This window comes from Streptomyces sp. M41 (assembly GCF_043673425.1).
Taxonomy (GTDB): Bacteria; Actinomycetota; Actinomycetes; order Streptomycetales; family Streptomycetaceae; genus Streptomyces.
Genome location: NZ_JBIMKE010000001.1, coordinates 485,569 through 504,632, shown reverse-complemented (window position 1 = coordinate 504,632; position 19,064 = coordinate 485,569). Strand labels below are relative to the sequence as shown.

Sequence of the window (19,064 nt, the reverse complement as noted above, 5' to 3'; positions counted from 1 at the left end):
TTGACGAACGGTGAGATAAGCCACTCCCCAAGGGTTCACCAAACTCGGAATAACCACCTGGCCCACCGCGTTGCGTGCGGCCTGCGGCAGGGGCGGGGCGGGCGGCTGCCCCACCCGCAAGGCGGTGACGGCAGACCGAAGGCCGGACCCGGGGATCGGGGTCCGGCCTTCGGTTGCGTGTCAGGCAGGTTGCGCTCGCGTGGAGCGACGGTCAGCCGAGGGAGACGCCCTTGGAGCGGAGGTAGGCGACCGGGTCCACGTCGGAGCCGTAGTCCGGCGTGGTGCGGATCTCGAAGTGCAGGTGCGGGCCGGTCACATTGCCGGTCGCGCCGGAGAGGCCGATCTCCTGGCCCGCGCTCACGCTCTGGCCGCTGGAGACGGACAGCGAGGACAGGTGGGCGTACTGGGCGTAGTGGCCGTCGGCGAGCTGGATGACGACCTGGTTGCCGTACGCGCCGCCCCAGCCGGCGGAGACGACGGTTCCCGCGCCGACCGCCTTCAGGGGCGTGCCGGTCGGGGCGGAGAAGTCGACGCCGGTGTGGTAGCCGCTCGACCACATGCTGCCCGCCACCTTGTAGGCGGTGCCGACGGAAGCGGTGGACAGCGGGGCGGAGAAGCCTGCGGCGCTCTGGGCGGCCGTGGCCGCCTTCTGCGGGGCGGAGGACTTCGTGCCGGAGGAGTCCTTCTTGGAGGACTGGGAGGACCGGGAGGACTCGGAGGAGCCCGACGACTTGGACGACTGGGATGATTCAGACGATTCAGACGCCGAAGCGGAGGACGGGGACGACGACTTGGGAGCGGCCGTCGCGGCCTTCTCGCCACCGACGGAGAGCTTCAGACCCGGGTGGATCAGCGACGGGTCGGCGCCGACGGCCTCACGGTTGTCGGCGTAGAGCTGCTTCCAGCCGCCGTCGACGCTCTGCTCGTCGGCGATCTTTGCGAGGTAGTCGCCCACCTTCACCGAATAGGTGCGCGCACCCGTCTTTTTGTCGGCAGCCTTCTTCGCCGCCTTCTTCTCGACGACCGGAGCCGACTGGACGGCCTTTTCCGAAACGGACTGAGAGGGAGCCGCGTTGGCTCCGGTGGCCCCGATGAGCGGGAGGGCGAGAGCGGCGCCACCGGTTCCGGCGACGGCGACGGAGCGGGGGAGGCGCAGGGACTTGGGGCGGCGGTGCTTACCCTTCGCGGGCATGGCGAATTCCTCTCCGGCGCCTACGAGGTGAGCTGTCGGGTGCGAGCTGGAGATGCCCGGCCGCGCCGAGGCGCGACTTGACCCCAAGCCGTTCCGGAGACCGGAACAGGCGTTGTACCTGTGGGTCCCCCGCTCCTGCCGTGCACGGGTGAGTTTGCGCGGAGTCCGGTCGGCGGCAGGATTAGGCGTCCGTCCGGATTGGGGGCGAACGTAAGCGAGGAAGACGCACGGGAACAAGTGAGGGGTTCCGTCCGAATGCGTTCCCGTTGATCCCTTGTGGGAATTACCGGTCACACTCCGTGAATTATGGGGACCTCTCCCGACTCAAAGTCCCATGAAAAGCGCCCGAATTACGTGGACATGACGAACGACGCACGGTCACGGATATGACGCTGCTCACGTGACGTTGCTCCAGCTTTCCTTAATACAGAGCGAGTTGGAATGAAGGCGCCAATTCGGACAGAACCCCTAGATGTGACGCTGGAGGATATCTAGCCACATCGAGGTCGTCGCGCAAATCGGAAGGAAGCTCACAATGCCGATGCAGAACAGACCAAATCGGAGCAGAGCCTCGATGGATTCGCCCGTTTCGAGGCAGGCCATTCGCAGCGCAAAGACTCCCTTCCACCATCAAACGCTCTCAGAACCGAAAAATATGGACAGATGTATCAAGGTCCCACGTCATCGAGGTGTCCACCCGCGGCGACGGCGCTTGTGGACAACTCATTGCCCCAGGAACCGATGTCGTATCGTCAGGAGCACCCCGTCGGCCACACGCCGAGCCGCGCCGCCGGGGCCGACCGGGAGGGAGCCCCCGTGACGCAGCAGATCCCGTCGACCGAGCCCGAGCTGGCCGGAGTGCGCAACTTCCGCGATGTGGGCGGGCTGCCGACCGTGGACGGACGACGGGTGCGGCACGGCGTGCTGTTCCGCAGCGGCCACCTGGCGCACGCGACCGAGGACGACGCCGCCTTCCTCGGCTCCCTGGGCCTGCACACCATCTTCGACTTCCGCAACGCCGCCGATCAGAAGCTAGAGGGTCCGGACGTCGCGCTGCCGGGGGTGCGCAATGTGAACCTGCCGTTGAGTGACCCCGCGGACGGCGCGGAGTTCTGGAAGATGGTCCGGGACGGCGACATCGAGCAGCTGCGGGAGATCCTGTCGGACGGCAAGGCCGCGGACCGGATGATCGCCTCGTACCGGCTGATCATCAAGGAGCGCACCGGCGAGCACTCACAGGTGCTGCACTCCCTCGCCGAGGACAGCGTCCCCGCCCTCATGCACTGCGCCGCGGGCAAGGACCGCGCCGGCCTGTCCATCGCCGTGACACTGCTCGCCGTCGGCGTCGAGCGCGAGGCGATCGTCGCCGACTATCTGGAGTCCAACGCCAAGCACCGTCGCTACAAGGTGAAGCGCAGCGGCAGCGGCCCGTCGGTCTACTCAGCGGAGGTCATGGAGCTGCTCAGCCCCCTCTTCGACGCGCGCGCCGAGTATCTGACCGCCGCCTTCGAGACGATCGAGCAGACATGGGGCGGTGTCGACAGCTACCTGGAGCAGGGTCTGCGGATCACCCCCCGGACCCGGGAGCGGCTGCGGGAGCGGCTCCTCGACTGACGCTCGTCCGCCCGGCGCCCCGTGCCTGCGTCGCGCCGGCGCCTACTTCGCGCCGGTGCCTACTTCGCGCCCGCCTCGAACAGGAAGTAGATGAAGGCGGCGAAGACGTGCCCCACCGCGATGTAGATGATGAGCCGCACCCACAGGGCACGCGGGAACTTCTCCTCCATGTCGCTCATCGCGTCTCTCCAGAGGTGGGGCCCAGGCACAGGGCGGCCGTGGGGCTCTGCAACAGGGTGTGGACGAAGAGCAGCTCGACACCGTCCTCGTCCTGGGCGGCGATGCGGTGCGGGGTGAGCGAGTCGAAATGCGCGCTGTCACCGGGTGCGAGCCGGTGTGCGGTGTCCCCTAGGTGCAGCCGCAGCCGTCCTCGCAGGACGTAGAGCCACTCCTCGCCGGGGTGCACCCGCACGATGTCGCCTTGCGAGCCGTGCGGCACATGCACGCGCAGAGCCTGCATCCCGCGCCCGGACGCGCCCGCCTGCCAGTACGTCCAGCCACCCGCGGCGGTCGGCTCCATGTAGGCCGCGCGCACCACGGCGTCCCGGTCGGCGACCGTCTCGCCGAGCAGTTCGGAGACCGTCGTACCGTAGATGCGCGCGAGCGCGAGCAGCATCGGCAGCGAGGGCTGACGCTGCCCCGTCTCCAGCCGGGAGAGGTGGGCGGGCGACAGCCCGGCGACGCGGGCGGCGGCCTCCAGAGTGAGCGCCGCGCGGCGGCGCAGGGCCCGGAGCTGCGGCGCGACGACGGGCAGGGTTTCGACCGGCCCTGTCGCCTCGTCCTCAGCCTCGTTCTCGGGCTCGTCCTCAGCCTCGTTCTCAGGCTTGTTCTCGGACTCGGGCTCGTTCTCGTGCTCGGGCTCGTTCTCGGGAGAGCTCATGCTCTCCATTCAGCCGCAGCCTTGCCTCTGGGGCAAATTTATTGCCTCAGGGGCAAAAGTGCGCGTCGGGCGGCTCGGCGGGCTCGCCCCTCCGTCTGTGACCCGGTCGGCCCCGGCCCCGGCCGCCCCTTCCTCACCGGTTGGCGACCGCCTGCTTGATCAACGTCTTGCCGAAGTCCCACATCAGTCCGCCACCGCTGTGCGCGTCGTCCATCACATCGGTGAAGGCATCCACGAACCGGTCCACCTCCCGCTCGCCGATGATCAGCGGCGGGATCAGCTTGATCACCTCCAGATGGTCGCCGGAGACCTGGGTGAGGATCCGGTGCCGCCGCAGCAGCGGTACGACGACCATCTGCGCGAACAGCCCCTTGCGCGCGGCCTGGAGCATGCTCCAGCGGCTGCGCAGCTTCAGCGAGTCGGGGCGCCCGAACTCGATGCCGATCATCAGCCCCCGGCCACGGACGTCGGCGAGCAGCTCGTACTTGTCTCGCAGCGCGGCGAGCCTGGACCTTAGCTGGTCACCGGTCGCCCGCGCGCCCGCGACGATCTGCTCGTTCTCCATGACGGACAGCACGGCGAGCCCGGCCGCCATGGCCTGCGCGTTGGAGCCGAAGCTCGCCGAGTGCACCAGCACGCGGTCCATGGACGAGTAGACCTTCTTGAAGATCCAGTCCTTGCCGAGCGTGGCGCCCACCGGCACATAGCCCCCGGAGAGCGCCTTGGCCACGCACACCAGGTCCGGCTCGACACCCTCCTCGTGCTGGTAGGCGTAGAAGTCACCGGTCCGGCCCAGCCCGGTCTGCACCTCGTCGGCGATGAGCAGCGCCTTGTGCCGGTGCAGCAGCTCCTGGGCGGCCCGCAGATAGCCGGGCGGAGCCTCGTGCACGCCCTTGCCCTGGATCGGTTCGACGATCAGGGCGGCCACGTCCCCCTTCTTCAGCTGCCGGGCCAGGGCGTCGAGGTCGCCGAGCGGTACGGCCGTGTCGGGCAACAGCGGGGCGAAGCCGTCCCGGAAGCCGGACTCGCCGTTGACGGAGAGGGAGCCGGTGGTCAGCCCGTGGAAGGCGTGGTCGCAGTACAGCACCCTCGGCTTCCCGGTGACGAACCGCGCGAACTTCAGCGCGGCCTCCACCGCCTCCGTCCCGCTGTTGCCGAAGAACACCCGCTCCAGGTGCGGGCTGTGCGCGAGCAGCCGCTCCGCCAGCAACCCGGGCAGCGGCTGACAGTCGAACCGGGTGAGGTCGGCGAGCTGGGCGTCCAGCACGTCGTGCAGGGCCTTGCGGACGACGGGGTGGTGACGGCCGAGGCCCATCACCCCGAACCCGGCGAGCATGTCCAGGTAGTCGTCGCCGTCGGCGTCCCAGAAGTAGGCGCCCTCGGCCCGCTCGTAGACCTTGTCGAAGCCGATGGTGTGCAGCATGCGCGGGAGCTGGTGGTTCAGGTGCCTGGTGTGCAGCTCGTAGCGCTCGGCTCCGCGCTCCGCGAGGAGTCTGCCGAGGTCGAACTCCGTGGTCATTCAGCGCTCTCCTTGACTGGCGCGGCGGCAGGACCGTCCACACGCGCGGCGGTACGGCCGTCATGGCTGCCGTCGGCCCGCTCGCGAGGGGCCGGGCCGTCCTCGGCTTCCTTGAGGGCCAGGCTCGCGCTGATCCGGCCGGCGACCTCTACGGGGGTGAGCCCGATGTCGGCCAGCACCTCGCCCCGCTTGCCGTGCGCGAGGAACTGCTCGGGGATGCCGAACCGCCGTACGGGTACGTCGACATCGGCGTCGCCCAGCGCCAGCGCCACGGCGGCACCGACCCCGGCCGCCCGGCTGTTGTCCTCGACCACGGCCACCAGCCGGTGCTGTGCGGCGAGGGGCGCGAGGGCTGGGTCGACGGGCTTGACCCACCGTGGGTCCACGACGGTACTGCCGATGCCGCGTGCCTGAAGCAGTTCGGCCGCCTGGAGGCACACCGGGGCCATCACACCGACGGCGACCAGGAGGACGTCCGCTTCCTGCGCGGCCCGGTGCAGCACGTCCAGCCCGCCGACCCGGTCGACCGCCGGGATCGACGGGCCGACGGACTCCTTCGGGAACCGCACCAGCGTGGGCGCGTCGTCGACGGCGACCGCCTCCCGCAGCTGCGCCCGCAGCTGGTCGGCGTCACGCGGTGCGGCGATCCGCAGCCCCGGTACGACCTGGAGGACCGACAAGTCCCACATGCCGTTGTGCGAGGCCCCGTCGGCGCCCGTGACGCCGGCCCGGTCCAGCACGAACGTCACTCCGCAGCGGTGCAGCGCGACATCCATGAGGAGCTGGTCGAAGGCACGGTTGAGGAAGGTGGCGTACACGGCGACGACCGGATGCAGGCCGCCCGTGGCGAGGCCCGCCGCGGAGACGGCGGCGTGCTGCTCCGCGATCCCGACGTCCCACACCCGGTCCGGGAACCGCTGCGCGAAGCGGCCGAGGCCGACCGGATGCAGCATGGCCGCCGTGATCGCGACGACGTCCTCCCGCTCCTGACCGATCCGCACGATCTCCTCGCCGAACACCGAGGTCCAGGACGGCCCGCCCGACGGCGCGAGCGGCTCGCAGGTCAGCGGGTCCATCACGCCGACGGTGTGGAAGTGGTCCTCTTCGTGGGCGAGGGCGGGTTCGTAGCCGCGCCCCTTCTCCGTGAGGCAGTGGACCAGCACCGGCCCGTGGAAGCGTTTGGCCCGTCGCAGCGCCGACTCGACGGCACCGATGTCGTGCCCGTCGATGGGGCCGACGTACTTCAGGCCCAGGTCCTCGAACATGCCCTGCGGTGCGAAGGCGTCCTTGAAGCCCTTCTTCGCGCCGTGCAACGACTCGTAGACAGTGGAGCCCACGAGCGGGGTCCGCAGCAGTACGTCCTTGCCCCAGGCGAGGACCCTCTCGTAGCCGTCGGTCGTGCGCAGGGTGGCGAGGTGGTTGGCGAGCCCCCCGATGGTCGGGGCGTACGACCGCTCGTTGTCGTTGACGACGATGATCAGCGGCCGGTCCTTGGCGGCGGCGATGTTGTTCAGCGCCTCCCAGGCCATGCCGCCGGTCAGCGCCCCGTCGCCGATCACCGCGACGACGTGCCCCTGCTCCCCTTGCACCTGCCGTGCCTTGGCGAGTCCGTCGGCCCAGCCCAGCGCGGTGGAGGCGTGGCTGTTCTCGACGATGTCGTGCTCGGACTCCGCACGCGAGGGGTAGCCGGACAGCCCGCCCTTGCCGCGCAGCTTGGAGAAGTCCTGCCGTCCGGTCAGCAGCTTGTGCACATAGCTCTGGTGACCGGTGTCCCAGACGATACGGTCGACCGGCGACTCGAAGACCCGGTGGAGCGCGACGGACAGTTCCACCACCCCCAGGTTGGGCCCGAGATGACCGCCGGTCCTGGCGACCGCGTGCACCAGGAACTCCCTGATCTCTTCGGACAGTTCACCGAGTTCCGCCTCGGACAGCGCCTTCAGGTCACGTGGTCCCCGGATGCTCTCCAGAATCGTCACGCTCGGGCCCCCTCTCGGTCCGTGCCTTGCTTCAGCTCACAGTCACTTCTGGCTTTCCCGTGACGACGGAGGCGCCCGTGGCGTCCTCGTCCTGCTCCATCTGCTCGGCGATCTTCATCGCCTCCTCGATCAGGGTCTCGACGATCCTGGACTCGGGGACGGTCTTGATGACCTCGCCCTTCACGAAGACCTGACCCTTGCCGTTGCCGGAGGCGACCCCCAGATCCGCCTCCCGCGCCTCGCCGGGGCCGTTGACCACACAGCCCATGACGGCTACCCGCAGCGGCACCTCCATGCCCTCCAGGCCGGCTGTGACCTCGTCGGCCAGCTTGTAGACGTCGACCTGGGCGCGGCCGCAGGAGGGGCAGGAGACGATCTCCAGCCGCCGCTGCCGCAGGCCCAGCGACTGGAGGATCTGGATGCCGACCTTGACCTCCTCGGTCGGCGGGGCGCTCAGGGACACCCGGATCGTGTCGCCGATCCCCCGTGACAGCAGGGCGCCGAAGGCGACGGCCGACTTGATCGTGCCCTGGAAGGCGGGACCGGCCTCGGTCACGCCGAGGTGCAGCGGGTAGTCGCACTGCGCCGCGAGCTGTGTGTACGCCTCGACCATGATCACCGGGTCGTTGTGCTTGACCGAGATCTTGATGTCCCGGAAGCCGTGCTCCTCGAAGAGCGACGCCTCCCACAGCGCGCTCTCCACCAGGGCTTCCGGTGTCGCGCGGCCGTACTTCTGGAGCAGCCGCTTGTCGAGCGACCCGGCGTTGACGCCGATGCGGATCGGCGTGCCGTGGTCCCTGGCGGCACCCGCGATCTCCTTGACCTTGTCGTCGAACTGCTTGATGTTGCCGGGATTGACGCGTACGGCCGCACAGCCGGCCGCGATGGCCGCGAACACGTACTTCGGCTGGAAGTGGATGTCCGCGATCACCGGGATCTGCGACTTGCGGGCGATCGTCGCGAGCGCGTCCGCGTCGTCCTGCGTCGGGCAGGCCACCCGGACGATCTGGCAGCCCGAAGCGGTCAGCTCGGCGATCTGCTGGAGGGTGGCGCCGATGTCCGACGTACGCGTGGTCGTCATCGACTGCACCGAGACCGGGGCACCGCCCCCGACCGCCACCGGGCCGACCTGGATCTGCCGTGACACCCGCCGCTCGGCGATCGGCCGGACCGGTACCTCGGGGACGCCCAAGGGGATGGCGGTCATGACGTCACTCCCCGGTCCCGGAGACCGTCTCGCGGATGGCGCGCAGGGACTCCTTGAGCGAACCCATGGTGGCGAGGACGGCCGTGGGCTCGTAGCCACAGTGCGCCATGCAGTTAGCGCAGCGCGGGTCCTTGCCGCGGCCGTACTTGTCCCAGTCGGTCTCCTCGATGAGCTCGCGGTACGTGGGTACGTACCCGTCGCTCATCAGGTAGCAGGGCCGCTGCCAGCCGAAGAGGGAGTAGTTCGGAATGGCCCAGGCGGTGCACGGGAAGTCGACCTTGCCCTCGAGGAAGTCGAGGAACAGCGGCGAGTGGTTGAGCCGCCACTTCCGGCGGTTGCCGCCCGCGAAGGCCTTCTTGAACAGCTCGCGGGTCTGCTCGACGCCGAGGAAGTGCTCCTGGTCGGGGGCCTTCTCGTAGGCGTAGGCGGGCGAGATCATCATCTCGTCGACCTTGAGGTCGTCGTTGAGGAAGTTGAGCACCTCGACGATGGTCTGCGGGGTGTCGGTGTTGAAGAAGGTCGAGTTGGTGGTGACCCGGAAGCCGCGCCGCTTGGCCTCCTTGATGGCCTCGACGGCCTCGTCGAAGACGCCTTCCTTGGCGACCGACTCGTCGTGGCGCTCGCGCAGGCCGTCGATGTGCACGGCGAAGGCGAAGTAGGGCGAGGGCCTGAAGTCGTCCATCTTCTTGCGCAGCAGCATGGCGTTGGTGCACAGGAAGACGTACTTCCGCTTGGCCACCAGTTGCCGCACGATCTCGTCGATCTGCGGGTGCATCAGGGGCTCACCGCCGGCGATGGACACCATCGGCGCGCCGGACTCGAGCACCGCTCCCACGGCCTGCGCCACGGGCATGCGCTGCTTCAGCACCCCGGCCGGGTGCTGGATCTTGCCGCAGCCCTCACACTTGAGGTTGCAGGCGAACAGGGGCTCCAGCTCGACGATGAGCGGGAACTTCTCGCGCCTGCGGAGCTTCTGTTCGGCCAAGTAAGTAGCGACCTTGATGGACTGACGCAGCGGCATGGCCATCTGGCTCACCTCCTGGGGAGCAGCAAAGAACGGTGCCATTCGTAGAATGCAGGCAGAACGGAACGAAGGACGCGGAAAGCCGATATTCCACCGCGCAACGTGCCGATCCGGACGAGTTCATGTTCTGGAGCGTCCACGACCACCCGGACGGCCGCAACCGGGCCCTCGCCCGCGCGGACGGCGCTCAGAAGCGTGGCCGCCGACTCCATGTCGACCGCGATCGCGCCGGTCGTGAGCAGATCGGACCGTTCCTGACCTCGGACGACATGATCCGAGCCGGTGAGCGGTCCGGTGTGGACGGTGCGGCCCGGGACGGTCCGCGCGAGCTCTTTGACGAGTAGGTCGGTCCCGACGCACGGAATCGTTCCCGCCGGATCCCTGGTCTCCTCGGCGACCACCAGATCGCCGGGGTGCATGCCGGGCGCGAGCCCCGCGCAGAAGCCGGTGGCGAGCACGGCGGCCCCGGCCAGCGCCGGGTCGGCGGCCAGTACACGGGTGACCGCCCGCTCGGCCGATCGGGGCCCCATACCGGTACGCAGGACGGTGACCGGCCCGTCGGCGCCGCCCCGGTCTCCGCTGCGCAGGGCGAACTGCTCGATGCCGAGCGCGCAGGCGATCAGCAGCGGGGCCGGTACGGGCTGTGGGCTCATCAGCCCCCCTCGGCCTCGGTGAGAGCAGCCTCGGTGAGAGCAGCCTCGCTGAGGGCCCCCACGGTGAGAGCCGCCTCGGCCCGGTCGGCGAAGGGCTCCCCGTGCACGAACCGGCCGAGCGCGGTCAGCGGGAAGACCTGCCGGTAGAGGTGGTAGTTGATCGAGAAGTCCCAGGGGAACCCGGTGCCGGTGAAGTACGGCTCGTCCCAGGAGCCGTCCTCCCGCTGGGTCGCCGCCAGCCACTCGATACCGCGTTCGACGGCCTTGGAGTCCTTCTCCCCCGCGGCCAGCAGCGCCATCAGCGCCCACGCGGTCTGCGAGGCGGTCGAGGCGCCCCTGCCGCTCCACTCCTTGGCGTCCTTGTAGGAGCGCAGGTCCTCGCCCCAGCCGCCGTCGTCGTTCTGGACGGACTCCAGCCAGGCCACCGCGCGGCGGATCGCCGGGTGCGAGCCCGGGAAACCGGCCGCCACCAGGGCGGGTACGACGGATCCGGTGCCGTAGACGTAGTTGACGCCCCAGCGGCCGAACCACGAGCCGTCCGGTTCCTGCTCGGCGAGCAGCCAGCGGATGCCGCGCCGGGTGCGCGGATCGTGCGCGAGGCCCTCGACCGCGAGCATCTCGACGACATGCGCGGTGACGTCCGCCGACGGCGGGTCGATGACCTCGCCGAAGTCGCAGAACGGCAGCCGGTTGGGGAACGGGCTGGTGTTGTCGACGTCGAAGGCGCCCCAGGCCCCGTTGCGCGACTGCATGCCGAGGTTCCAGCGCACCCCGCGCGCGATGGCCTTCTCGACCCGCTCCGGGTCGTGGTGCCTGACCCGGCGTAGTGCGAGGACCACCTCGGCGGTGTCGTCGATGTCGGGGTAGTTGTCGTTGTGGAACTCGAACGCCCAGCCGCCCGGCGGCAGTTGGGGCCGCTTGACCGCCCAGTCGCCGGGCCGGACGATCTCCTCCCCCAGCATCCAGTCGGCGGCCTTGACGAGCTGCGGGTGGTCGGCCGGGACACCGGCGTCGGCGAGCGCGATGGTCGCCAGGCAGGTGTCCCAGACAGGCGACTGGCAGGCCTCGATCATCCGGGCCCCGTCCTCGCGCCAGACGGCGAAACGGTCCAGCGAGGCCAGCCCTTCCCGCATGACGGGATGTTCGAGGTCGTAGCCGAGCAGATGCAGGGCGATGACCGAGTACACGGCCGGGGGCTGGATGCCGCCCCAGCAGCCGTCGTTCTCCTGCCGCTCGATGATCCAGCGGGCGGCGCTGTTCATGGCGGCTCTGCGCAGCTTGCGGGGGACGACCCTGCGCAGTCGGTGCAGGGCCTTGTCGAGCCGCTGGAAGGCGCCGTCCCAACTCGCCGCCGGAGCCAGGGGCTTGGGCGGGTTGGGGTTCGCCGGATCGGTGTGCAGCTCGTCGAGCGGGAAGGGCGCGGGACGTACCGGGCGCTTGGCGGAGACGATCGTCAGCGGGACGATGGTCTGCCGGGCCCAGCAGCCGAAGTCGTAGATGTTGAGCGGGACCCAGGTGGGGAAGTAGATGAGCTCCGGCGGGAGTTCGGGCAGGTCCTCCCACTTCCACCAGCCGAACAGGGCCAGCCAGATCCGGGTGAAGACCCGGGCGGCGGCGATGCCGCCCTGCTCACGGATCCAGGCGGAGGCCTTCGCCATGTGCGGCGCGCCTGGGGCGTCACCGGCCAGGCGCAGGGCGACGTACGCCTCGATGGTGGCGGAGAGTTCGCCGGGTCCGCCGTGGAAAGTCCCCCAGGTGCCGTCCTCGCGCTGCTCGCCCCGGATGAAGAGCGCGGCGGCCTGTGTGGTCTTCTCGTCCCGGATGCCCAGGAACTGACGGAGCAGCAGGTCCTCGGCGTCCATGGTGACATTCGTCTCGAGGTCGCCCTTCCACCAGCCCTGGGCGTCCTGCTGCGCCAGCAGGAAGTCGGTCGCGCGCCGGACCGCGCGTACGGCGGCTTCATGGACCCCGGCCGCCACGGGGCTTGCAATGTCGGTGTCGCTGGCCGCGGCGGCCCGGGGCGGCAGCGCCCCGGTGCTTCCGTCGGTCGTCGCTGTCATGGCTTCCCCTTCGTGCAGTGCTCCAGAGTTGCGTCTGCTGTGGGTCCGCCGTCGGCCGGTGCGCTTCTTCCAGCGACACCGGCCGGCGACTACGCGAGGGCTATTCGACCGATACTGATCATCTCTTTTCGCCCGGTGGTGATCATCTCTTTCGTACGACGACGAAGTCGGCGAGCGCCGTGAACTGTGCCCGCACTCGCTCGGGCATGTCGACGGCGTCCAGGGCCTCGACGGCGATGGTGTGCTGACGGCGTGCCTCTTCGGCGGTCCACTCCCGGCCGCCCGCCTCCTCGATGAGGGCGGCACGGGCGGCGAACTCCTCCTCGGAGAAGGTCGCGAAGTCGCTGCTCTTGGCGTCGGCGGCGAGGATCTCACCGAGCCGCTCGGACGCGCTGCCGCCCGCCGCGAGCGCGGCCACGACCGGCAGGGACTTCTTGCGCTGGCGCAGATCGCTCCAGGTCTGCTTGCCGGTGGAGACCGGGTCGCCCCAGATGCCGAGGAGGTCGTCGACGGCCTGGAAGGCGAGGCCCAGGTGGTAGCCGTACTTCTCCAGGATGTCCGCGGTCCGGTCGTCCGCGCCGCCGAGGACCGCGCCGATGGAGCTGGCGCAGGCGAGCAGGGCGCCCGTCTTGTTGCCCTCCATCTCCAGGCACTCCTCGACGCTGACGCGGTCGCGGTGCTCGTAGGAGATGTCCTGTGCCTGGCCGTCGATCAGGGCGCGGGTGGCGGTGGTCAGCCGGCGGGTGGCGCGGCCCGCCTCGACGGTGCCGAGCTCCAGCAGGATCTCGTTGCCGAGGGCGAACAGGGCGTCGCCGACGAGGATGGCCTGTGCCGGGCCGTGCACCTTCCAGACGGTGTCGCGGTGGCGGCGCTGTTCGTCGCCGTCCATCAGGTCGTCGTGCAGCAGGGAGAAGTTGTGGACCAGCTCGACGGCGACCGCGCCGGGGATGCCGACCTCGGGCGCGGCGCCGGTGACCTCGGCGGAGAGCACCGCGAGGGCGGGGCGTACGGCCTTGCCGCCGTCCCCGGCCGTGGGGTTGCCCTCGGCGTCGGTCCAGCCGAAGTGGTAGGCGGACACCGCGTCTATGGGAGGGGCCAGGCGTTCGACGGCCGCCCGCAGTACCGGGGTGGCCAGGGTCCTGCCGCGCTCCAGGAGTGCGGTCACGTCCACCGCGGTCTCTCGAGCTGCCTCCTCGGCCGGGGGCACAGTGGGCACAGTCTCTCCTCTTGTTGCGGTACCGGGCGTGCGGGTGGCTGCCGCCGTGCGCTCGTTCAGCATCACGCCGCCTCCTCGACGTCGAAGAGGTGGCTGGGGCGGGGCCGGCCCAGGGCGCTCAGTGCGGCGCCGGCCGCACTCACACCGCTGCGGACCGCACTCTCCATGGTCGCGGGCCACCCTGTGGCGGTCCACGCTCCGGCCAGGTAGAGGCCGGGTGCCTTGGTACGGGCGCCGGGCCGCAGCCGCCCGACGCCGGGGGTGGGGGCGAACGTCGCCGTGCGCTCCCTGGTGACGAAGAAGTCCGTGACCCGGGCGTCGCGCGCACCGGGCAACAGCCGCTCCAGTTCGGGCAGATACCGCTCGCGCAGGACCGCTACGGGGGCGTCGATCTCGTCCTGCGCGGCCGACTGGGACAGCGCCAGGTACTGGCCGTCCGTGAGCCCGGAGGCCTCGGTGCGGTCGAACACCCACTGCACCGGGGTGCCCAGGGCGGTGAAGAACGGGCGCCCGAGCACCTTGCGGTCGTACACGACATGGACGTTGAGGATCGGCGCGGTGCCGATCTCCAGCAGCCGCTCGGGGGCGTCGAGGGCGCCGTCGGGCAGCAGGTCGTGGGCCTCGCGCTGGGCGACGGCGAGCACGACCGCGTCCGCGCGGAGCGTCTCGCCGGGAACCTCAACGCTCCAACGTCCGTTGTCGTCGGTGGAGATGGAGGTGACGCGTGTACGGACCTCGGTGCGCACGCCCGCGGAGTCGAGCGCCTTGCGGGCCAGCCGGTCATGCAGTTCGCCCAGCGGGACGCGCGCCCAGCCGATGTCGGCGGCACCCGGGTCGGACAGCAGACCGGTCTTGAACACCATCGCGGCGAGCCCCAGCGAGGCGTCGCCCGCGACCGCGTTGAGGGTGGCGACCCCGACCAGGTCCCACAGGGCCTCGACGGCACGCGCCGACTGACCGTGCGCGGTCAGCCAGCTGCCGAAGTCCTGGGCGTCCAGGGCCGGATCGTCGAGGTCGAGCCCCTTGAGCGCGAGCGCGGCGCGTCCGACCTTGGCGCGTTCGGCGAGCGAGAGATGCGGATAGGTCGCCAGGCTCCGGCCCAGGTGCAGGGGTACGGGCAGGGCGTCGCGTCGCAGCCTGCCGAGCCGCCGCCCCGCGGGCTTGCCGAGGTCGAGCACGGGCACGTCGAGACGATCCTGCAACGGCGCCAGCGCCGAGCCCTCGATCCGGTCGAGGAACCACCGGTAGGCGGTGCAGCAGCGCAGATAGACATGCTGTCCGTTGTCGACGGTCAGGTTGCCGCGCCGGAAGGAGAAGGCCAGTCCGCCCAGCCTCGGCCTGCCCTCCAGCAGGGTGACGCGCACTCCGGCGTCGGCGAGCGCGAGCGCGGTGGTGATCCCGGCGAGCCCGCCGCCGATCACCACCGCGCGCTTCCCGAAGCCGCCGGCGTTCTCCGAGCGATCCGGGCTCTGCGCGCGATCGGGGCTCTGCGCGCGATCCGGGTGCTGCGCGCGACCGGGGAGGTCCGCGAGCGGCCCTTCGGGCCGTGTGCCGTCGGTCATCGTGCACCCTCCCCTGCGCGACCTTCGGGCCGGTGATTGAACGGTGCACGAGCGGTCGTCTCAGTCAGGGACGCGGCCGGGCGGCGGAGGGTTGCGCGCCGCTTTTCGCCGATGGCATCACCTTGGGCCGGAATGTCCATCAGGCGCGCCTCCTGACGGCACGGCCGACGGATCGGCGGGTGACATGCCGGGCGTCCAGACCGCTCAGGCCGCGCACCGCGACGTACGCCTTCTCGCGGCCGGGCAGCGAGACACGGCCGCGCAGCACCGCCTCCGGATCGCGCTCGATGCGGTCGAGGAGGCGGCGGTAGATGCCGGCCATGGCGGCGACACAGGCACCGCTGCGCCGGTCGAGCATCGGCAGCAGCCGGTATCCCTCGGCGAAGAGAGCGCGGGCCCGTCGCACTTCGAAGTGCACGAGGCCGGCGAAGTCGGAGCCCTCCGGCGGGGTCGGCCCGCTGAAGCCGGCCGAGCAGCCGAACTTGGCGAGGTCGTCGGAGGGCAGATAGGTGCGTCCGCCTTCCCCGTCCTCACGGACGTCGCGCAGGATGTTGGTGAGCTGGAGCGCCAGGCCGAGCGTGTCGGCGTACTCGGGCGCGCGCTCGACGCCGCGCGCCCCTGGTTCCGTACCGAAGACGCCGAGCGAGAGCCGCCCGATGGCGCCCGCGACACAGCGGCAGTAGACCTTGAGGTCGTCCCAGGTCTCGTAGGTCTCGCCGCGTACGTCCATCAGCACGCCGTCGATCAGCTCGTCCAGGCCGCCGAGCGGGATCGGGAAGGTGTCGGCGGCGTGGGCGAGGGCGACGGCCACGGGGTCGATGTCGTCCTCGTCGACCTCGCGGTCGCGAATGCGGGTCAGCAGCTCCCTGGTGTCCTCGAGCCGGGCGATCTTGACCTCGCCGGTCAGCGCGCCGTCGCCGATGTCGTCGACGCGGCGCGAGAACGCGTACAGCGCCGACATCGCGCGGCGCTTGGGCGTGGGCAGCAGACGGATCCCGTAGGCGAAATTACGGGCCTGCTGTCCGGTGACCGTCTCGCAGTAGCTGTAGGCGGCGAGTACCGGTGCGGACGCGTGTGGTGCAGACTCCACGGTCCGGATCACCCCTCTCCTCGCAGAGTCACGCCCACCTCGCGCAGCAACCGGAGCCTGCTGGCCTTGGGCGGGCCGGGAAGTACGTCGTATTCGGCGGTGGCGATCGCGTGGATCGCCGCCCTTCCCCCCGCCACGAAACCCGCCAGCAGCAGCTTGAGCCTGCCGTGGACGCTACCCACCAGGGGGGCGCCTTCATTCAGGAGGTTCCGGGCACGTTCGGCTTCGTACGCGACCAGTGCGCGCACCGATGCGCCTGCCGTTCTCGCGGCCAGGTCGGTTTCCTGCACATGGAAGCTCTTCATGTCCGCCGCGGGCAGATAGATCCGGTCACGGCCAAGGTCCTCGGCGATGTCCTGAAGGTGCTCGACGATCTGGAGCGCGGTGCACACCGAGTCGGAGAGACGGATTCGCGTGGGCGTCGCGGTGCCGGTGACGGCGAGGACGAGACGGCCGACGGGGTTGGCGGACAGTTCGCAGTAGGCAAGGAGATCGTCGTAGGTCTCGTACCGTCCGACGAGCTGGTCCTGGCGGTTGGCGGCGATCAGGCCGAGGAAGGGCTCGGGGGTCAGCGAGCGGCGGCGGACGGTCGGCTGGAGGCGGCGCAGCAGGGGGTGGCGCGGGGCGCCGTCGAAGACCCGGCGCAGATCGGCCTCGAAGGCGTCGAGCATGACCAGAGGATCCTCGGCGTCCGCGGGCGACACGCCGAGCAGACGGGCGTCCGCGCCGCCGGGGGCGAGGTCGCCGTCGCCGATGTCATCGACCAGACGAGCGAATCCGTAGACAGCCATGAGGTCGGTGCGCCAGGCCCTGGGCAGGAAGAACGGCGCCACGGGGAAGTTCTCCGTGGCGGCCTTGTCGAGCGTGCCGCGCTCTGGGTCATCCGCGCGTGCACTCGTTCCCGTCACCGTGGGCTGCCCGGGGCGGGGACGGCACATGCTGCGTGGAGCTGGGGAGTTTCCGTAGCCATTGCCGTCACATCTCCCGTTCTACACCGCCGACCCAATGCATACTATTTCGGACACGCCGCCCAGCCGTCCGCACCGCAGCCCTGGATGAGGGTGTCGTTCCTTATCGCCCCACTTGCCGCGTTTCGGTACCGGTACAGCTTACGTTGTACAACGGGGTGGGGCCTGTGAGGGTGTCCTGCGCATCACAACAACGCACCGATTGGCGTCAAGCTTCCTACGGCCAGCCGGAGTTGACGTCTCCTTTGCAGACGCGGGGCCCCGCCGAGGCAGTTCCGGCGAGGCCCGGTCAAGCGTCCTGGGCCACTCGGCCCATGTCCGGGTGGACTACTTGCCCGTGAACTTCTCGTACTCCTTGAGGACCTCGTCCGTCGGCCCGTCCATGCGCAGCTCGCCACGTTCCAGCCACAGGACGCGGTTGCAGGTGTCGCGGATCGACTTGTTGTTGTGGCTGACGAGGAAGACGGTGCCGGCTTCTTTGCGCAGCTCCCGGATGCGTTCCTCGGAGCGCTTTTGGAACTTGCGGTCGCCGGTGGCCAGCGCCTCGTCGATCATGAGCACGTCGTGGTCCTTGGCCGCGGCGATCGAGAAGCGCAGCCGGGCCGCCATGCCGGAGGAGTAGGTGCGCATCGGCAGGGTGATGAAGTCGCCCTTCTCGTTGATGCCGGAGAAGTCCACGATCTCCTGGTAACGCGCCTTGATCTCCTCGCGGGACATGCCCATGGCGAGCCCGCCCAGTATGACGTTGCGCTCGCCCGTGAGGTCGTTCATCAGCGCCGCGTTCACACCGAGCAGCGAGGGCTGGCCGTCGGTGTAGACCTTGCCCTTCTCGGCCGGGAGCAGGCCGGCGATGGCGCGCAGCAGGGTGGACTTGCCGGAGCCGTTGGAGCCGATCAGGCCGATGGCCTCGCCGCGGTAGGCGGTGAAGGAGACGCCCCTGACGGCGTGCACCTTGCGCACGCCCCGCTCCTCGCCGCGCTTGAGGATGCGGCTCAGGGCGGCGGTGGCGCTGCCCTTGCCGGTCTTGGCGCCGTTGACGCGGTAGACGATGTGCAGCTCGTCCGCGATGACGGTGGGGATGTGGGCATCCGTCCTGTGCTCAGCCACGGCCGTACCTCTCCTCCGCCTTCCAGAAGTACACGAAGCCGACCACACCGGCCAGCAGCGCCCAGCCCAGGGCGAAGGCCCACACGTGCGGGGGCAGGTACGAGGAGCCGTAGTCGTCGATCATCGCGAAGCGGATCAGGTCCATGTAGATCGCTGCGGGGTTCCACTGCAGGACGTCGGCGAGCCAGCCCGGCACGTCCTTGTCGGCGAGCATCGCCGGGATGCTGAACATGACGCCGGAGGCGTACATCCAGGTGCGCAGGACGAACGGCATCAGCTGAGCGAGGTCGGGCGTCTTGCTTCCCATCCGGGCGAACATCAGCGCGAGCCCGGTGTTGAAGACGAACTGGAGCACCAGCACGGGCACCACGAGCAGCCAGGACAGGTCGGGATAGGCGCCGAAGGCCACCATGATCACGACCAGCACGATCATCGAGAACAGCAGCTGCTGGAGCTGCTGGAGCGCGAAGGAGATCGGCAGCGAGGCCCGGGGGAAGTGCAGCGCGCGGACCAGGCCGAGGTTGCCGGAGATGGCGCGCACGCCCGCGAGCACCGAGCTCTGGGTGAAGGTGAAGACGAACACCCCGGTCACCAGGAACGGCACGTAGATGTCGTGCGGGATGCCTTCACGGGCCCCCAGCAGGAGGCCGAAGATGAAGAAGTACACGGCCGCGTTCAGCAGCGGGGTCGCCACCTGCCAGAGCTGACCGAGCTTCGCCTGGCTGTACTGCGCGGTCAGCTTCGCCCGCGAGAAGGCGAGGATGAAGTGCCGGCGGTCCCAGAGCTGACGGACGTACTCGAACAGCGAGGGGCGGGCGCCGCTCACGGACAGCCCGTACTTGGCGGCGAGCTGTGCCGCCGTGAGGCCCTCGTCGGGCGGCAGCGGCGCGCTCACCGCGACCGTGCCGTCGTGCGTTGTCTCACTCACCAGTTGAAACTTTCGTCTTCGAGATGCGCAGCCTGTGCGGGCATGGCATGAACCTGGGGCCCGGA

Annotated in this window: 17 protein-coding genes and 1 riboswitch; of the genes, 1 reads left to right on the top strand and 16 read right to left on the bottom strand. The window is 70.0% G+C overall.

Translation table 11 applies throughout. The features are described 5' to 3' along the window. Positions 1-211: 211 nt before the first annotated feature. A complete protein-coding gene (locus ACHBTE_RS02295) occupies positions 212-1,192 on the bottom strand; it encodes a M23 family metallopeptidase (RefSeq protein ID WP_394721550.1) in 981 nt (326 codons plus the stop codon). 4 nt (positions 1,193-1,196) lie between these two features. Next, a riboswitch (cyclic di-AMP (ydaO/yuaA leader) is annotated at positions 1,197-1,353 on the bottom strand. Between the two features lie 655 nt (positions 1,354-2,008). On the opposite strand from ACHBTE_RS02295, the gene ACHBTE_RS02290 reads away from it, so the two are divergent. Then, positions 2,009-2,806, top strand: a complete 798-nt coding sequence (locus ACHBTE_RS02290; protein ID WP_394721548.1) for a tyrosine-protein phosphatase — start codon at positions 2,009-2,011, stop codon at positions 2,804-2,806. Positions 2,807-2,865: 59 nt separating this feature from the next. Here the strand turns inward: ACHBTE_RS02290 and ACHBTE_RS02285 are convergent, their stop codons facing one another. The 15 genes from ACHBTE_RS02285 to ACHBTE_RS02215 form a co-directional block, all read right to left on the bottom strand. Next, a complete protein-coding gene (locus ACHBTE_RS02285; RefSeq protein ID WP_128379435.1) occupies positions 2,866-2,985 on the bottom strand; it encodes a DUF6126 family protein in 120 nt (39 codons plus the stop codon). Further along, positions 2,982-3,686: a helix-turn-helix domain-containing protein gene (locus ACHBTE_RS02280; RefSeq protein WP_394721547.1), complete on the bottom strand. Its 705-nt coding sequence runs from the start codon at positions 3,684-3,686 to the stop codon at positions 2,982-2,984. Before ACHBTE_RS02280 ends, ACHBTE_RS02285 begins: the two co-directional genes overlap by 4 nt. A 133-nt stretch (positions 3,687-3,819) precedes the next feature. Beyond that, a complete protein-coding gene (locus ACHBTE_RS02275) occupies positions 3,820-5,205 on the bottom strand; it encodes an aspartate aminotransferase family protein (RefSeq protein WP_394721546.1) in 1,386 nt (461 codons plus the stop codon). Next, positions 5,202-7,184 (bottom strand): 1-deoxy-D-xylulose-5-phosphate synthase, encoded by a 1,983-nt coding sequence (dxs, locus tag ACHBTE_RS02270; RefSeq protein WP_394721545.1) that lies wholly within the window; start codon positions 7,182-7,184, stop codon positions 5,202-5,204. The genes ACHBTE_RS02275 and dxs overlap by 4 nt, the downstream gene beginning before the upstream one ends. Positions 7,185-7,215: 31 nt before the next feature. Beyond that, a complete protein-coding gene (gene ispG, locus ACHBTE_RS02265; protein WP_394721544.1) occupies positions 7,216-8,391 on the bottom strand; it encodes a flavodoxin-dependent (E)-4-hydroxy-3-methylbut-2-enyl-diphosphate synthase in 1,176 nt (391 codons plus the stop codon). Between the two features lie 4 nt (positions 8,392-8,395). Further along, positions 8,396-9,418, bottom strand: a complete 1,023-nt coding sequence (hpnH, locus tag ACHBTE_RS02260) for an adenosyl-hopene transferase HpnH (RefSeq protein WP_394721595.1) — start codon at positions 9,416-9,418, stop codon at positions 8,396-8,398. A gap of 5 nt (positions 9,419-9,423) precedes the next feature. Next, positions 9,424-10,068, bottom strand: coding sequence for a 1-hydroxy-2-methyl-2-butenyl 4-diphosphate reductase (locus tag ACHBTE_RS02255; RefSeq protein WP_394721543.1), 645 nt, complete (start codon positions 10,066-10,068; stop codon positions 9,424-9,426). Then, a complete protein-coding gene (shc, locus tag ACHBTE_RS02250; RefSeq protein ID WP_394721542.1) occupies positions 10,068-12,128 on the bottom strand; it encodes a squalene--hopene cyclase in 2,061 nt (686 codons plus the stop codon). Before shc ends, ACHBTE_RS02255 begins: the two co-directional genes overlap by 1 nt. 142 nt (positions 12,129-12,270) lie before the next feature. Continuing rightward, positions 12,271-13,335, bottom strand: coding sequence for a polyprenyl synthetase family protein (locus tag ACHBTE_RS02245; RefSeq protein WP_394721594.1), 1,065 nt, complete (start codon positions 13,333-13,335; stop codon positions 12,271-12,273). A gap of 71 nt (positions 13,336-13,406) precedes the next feature. Next, the gene (gene hpnE, locus ACHBTE_RS02240; protein ID WP_394721541.1) at positions 13,407-14,906 is read right to left on the bottom strand and encodes a hydroxysqualene dehydroxylase HpnE; all 1,500 of its coding nucleotides are present in this window, start codon (positions 14,904-14,906) and stop codon (positions 13,407-13,409) included. Next, positions 14,903-15,046 (bottom strand): DUF6380 family protein, encoded by a 144-nt coding sequence (locus tag ACHBTE_RS02235; RefSeq protein WP_394721540.1) that lies wholly within the window; start codon positions 15,044-15,046, stop codon positions 14,903-14,905. Before ACHBTE_RS02235 ends, hpnE begins: the two co-directional genes overlap by 4 nt. After that, complete coding sequence (gene hpnD, locus ACHBTE_RS02230; protein ID WP_394721539.1) at positions 15,046-16,008, bottom strand: presqualene diphosphate synthase HpnD; 963 nt, start codon at positions 16,006-16,008, stop codon at positions 15,046-15,048. The genes ACHBTE_RS02235 and hpnD overlap by 1 nt, the downstream gene beginning before the upstream one ends. Further along, positions 16,005-16,904, bottom strand: coding sequence for a squalene synthase HpnC (gene hpnC, locus ACHBTE_RS02225; RefSeq protein ID WP_394721538.1), 900 nt, complete (start codon positions 16,902-16,904; stop codon positions 16,005-16,007). The genes hpnD and hpnC overlap by 4 nt, the downstream gene beginning before the upstream one ends. 387 nt (positions 16,905-17,291) lie before the next feature. Beyond that, positions 17,292-18,071 carry an ABC transporter ATP-binding protein gene (locus tag ACHBTE_RS02220; RefSeq protein WP_394721537.1) on the bottom strand — a complete coding sequence of 260 codons (780 nt, stop codon included), beginning with the start codon at positions 18,069-18,071 and terminating at the stop codon, positions 17,292-17,294. Then, a complete protein-coding gene (locus ACHBTE_RS02215; protein ID WP_394721536.1) occupies positions 18,064-18,999 on the bottom strand; it encodes an ABC transporter permease in 936 nt (311 codons plus the stop codon). Before ACHBTE_RS02215 ends, ACHBTE_RS02220 begins: the two co-directional genes overlap by 8 nt. Positions 19,000-19,064: the final 65 nt, after the last annotated feature.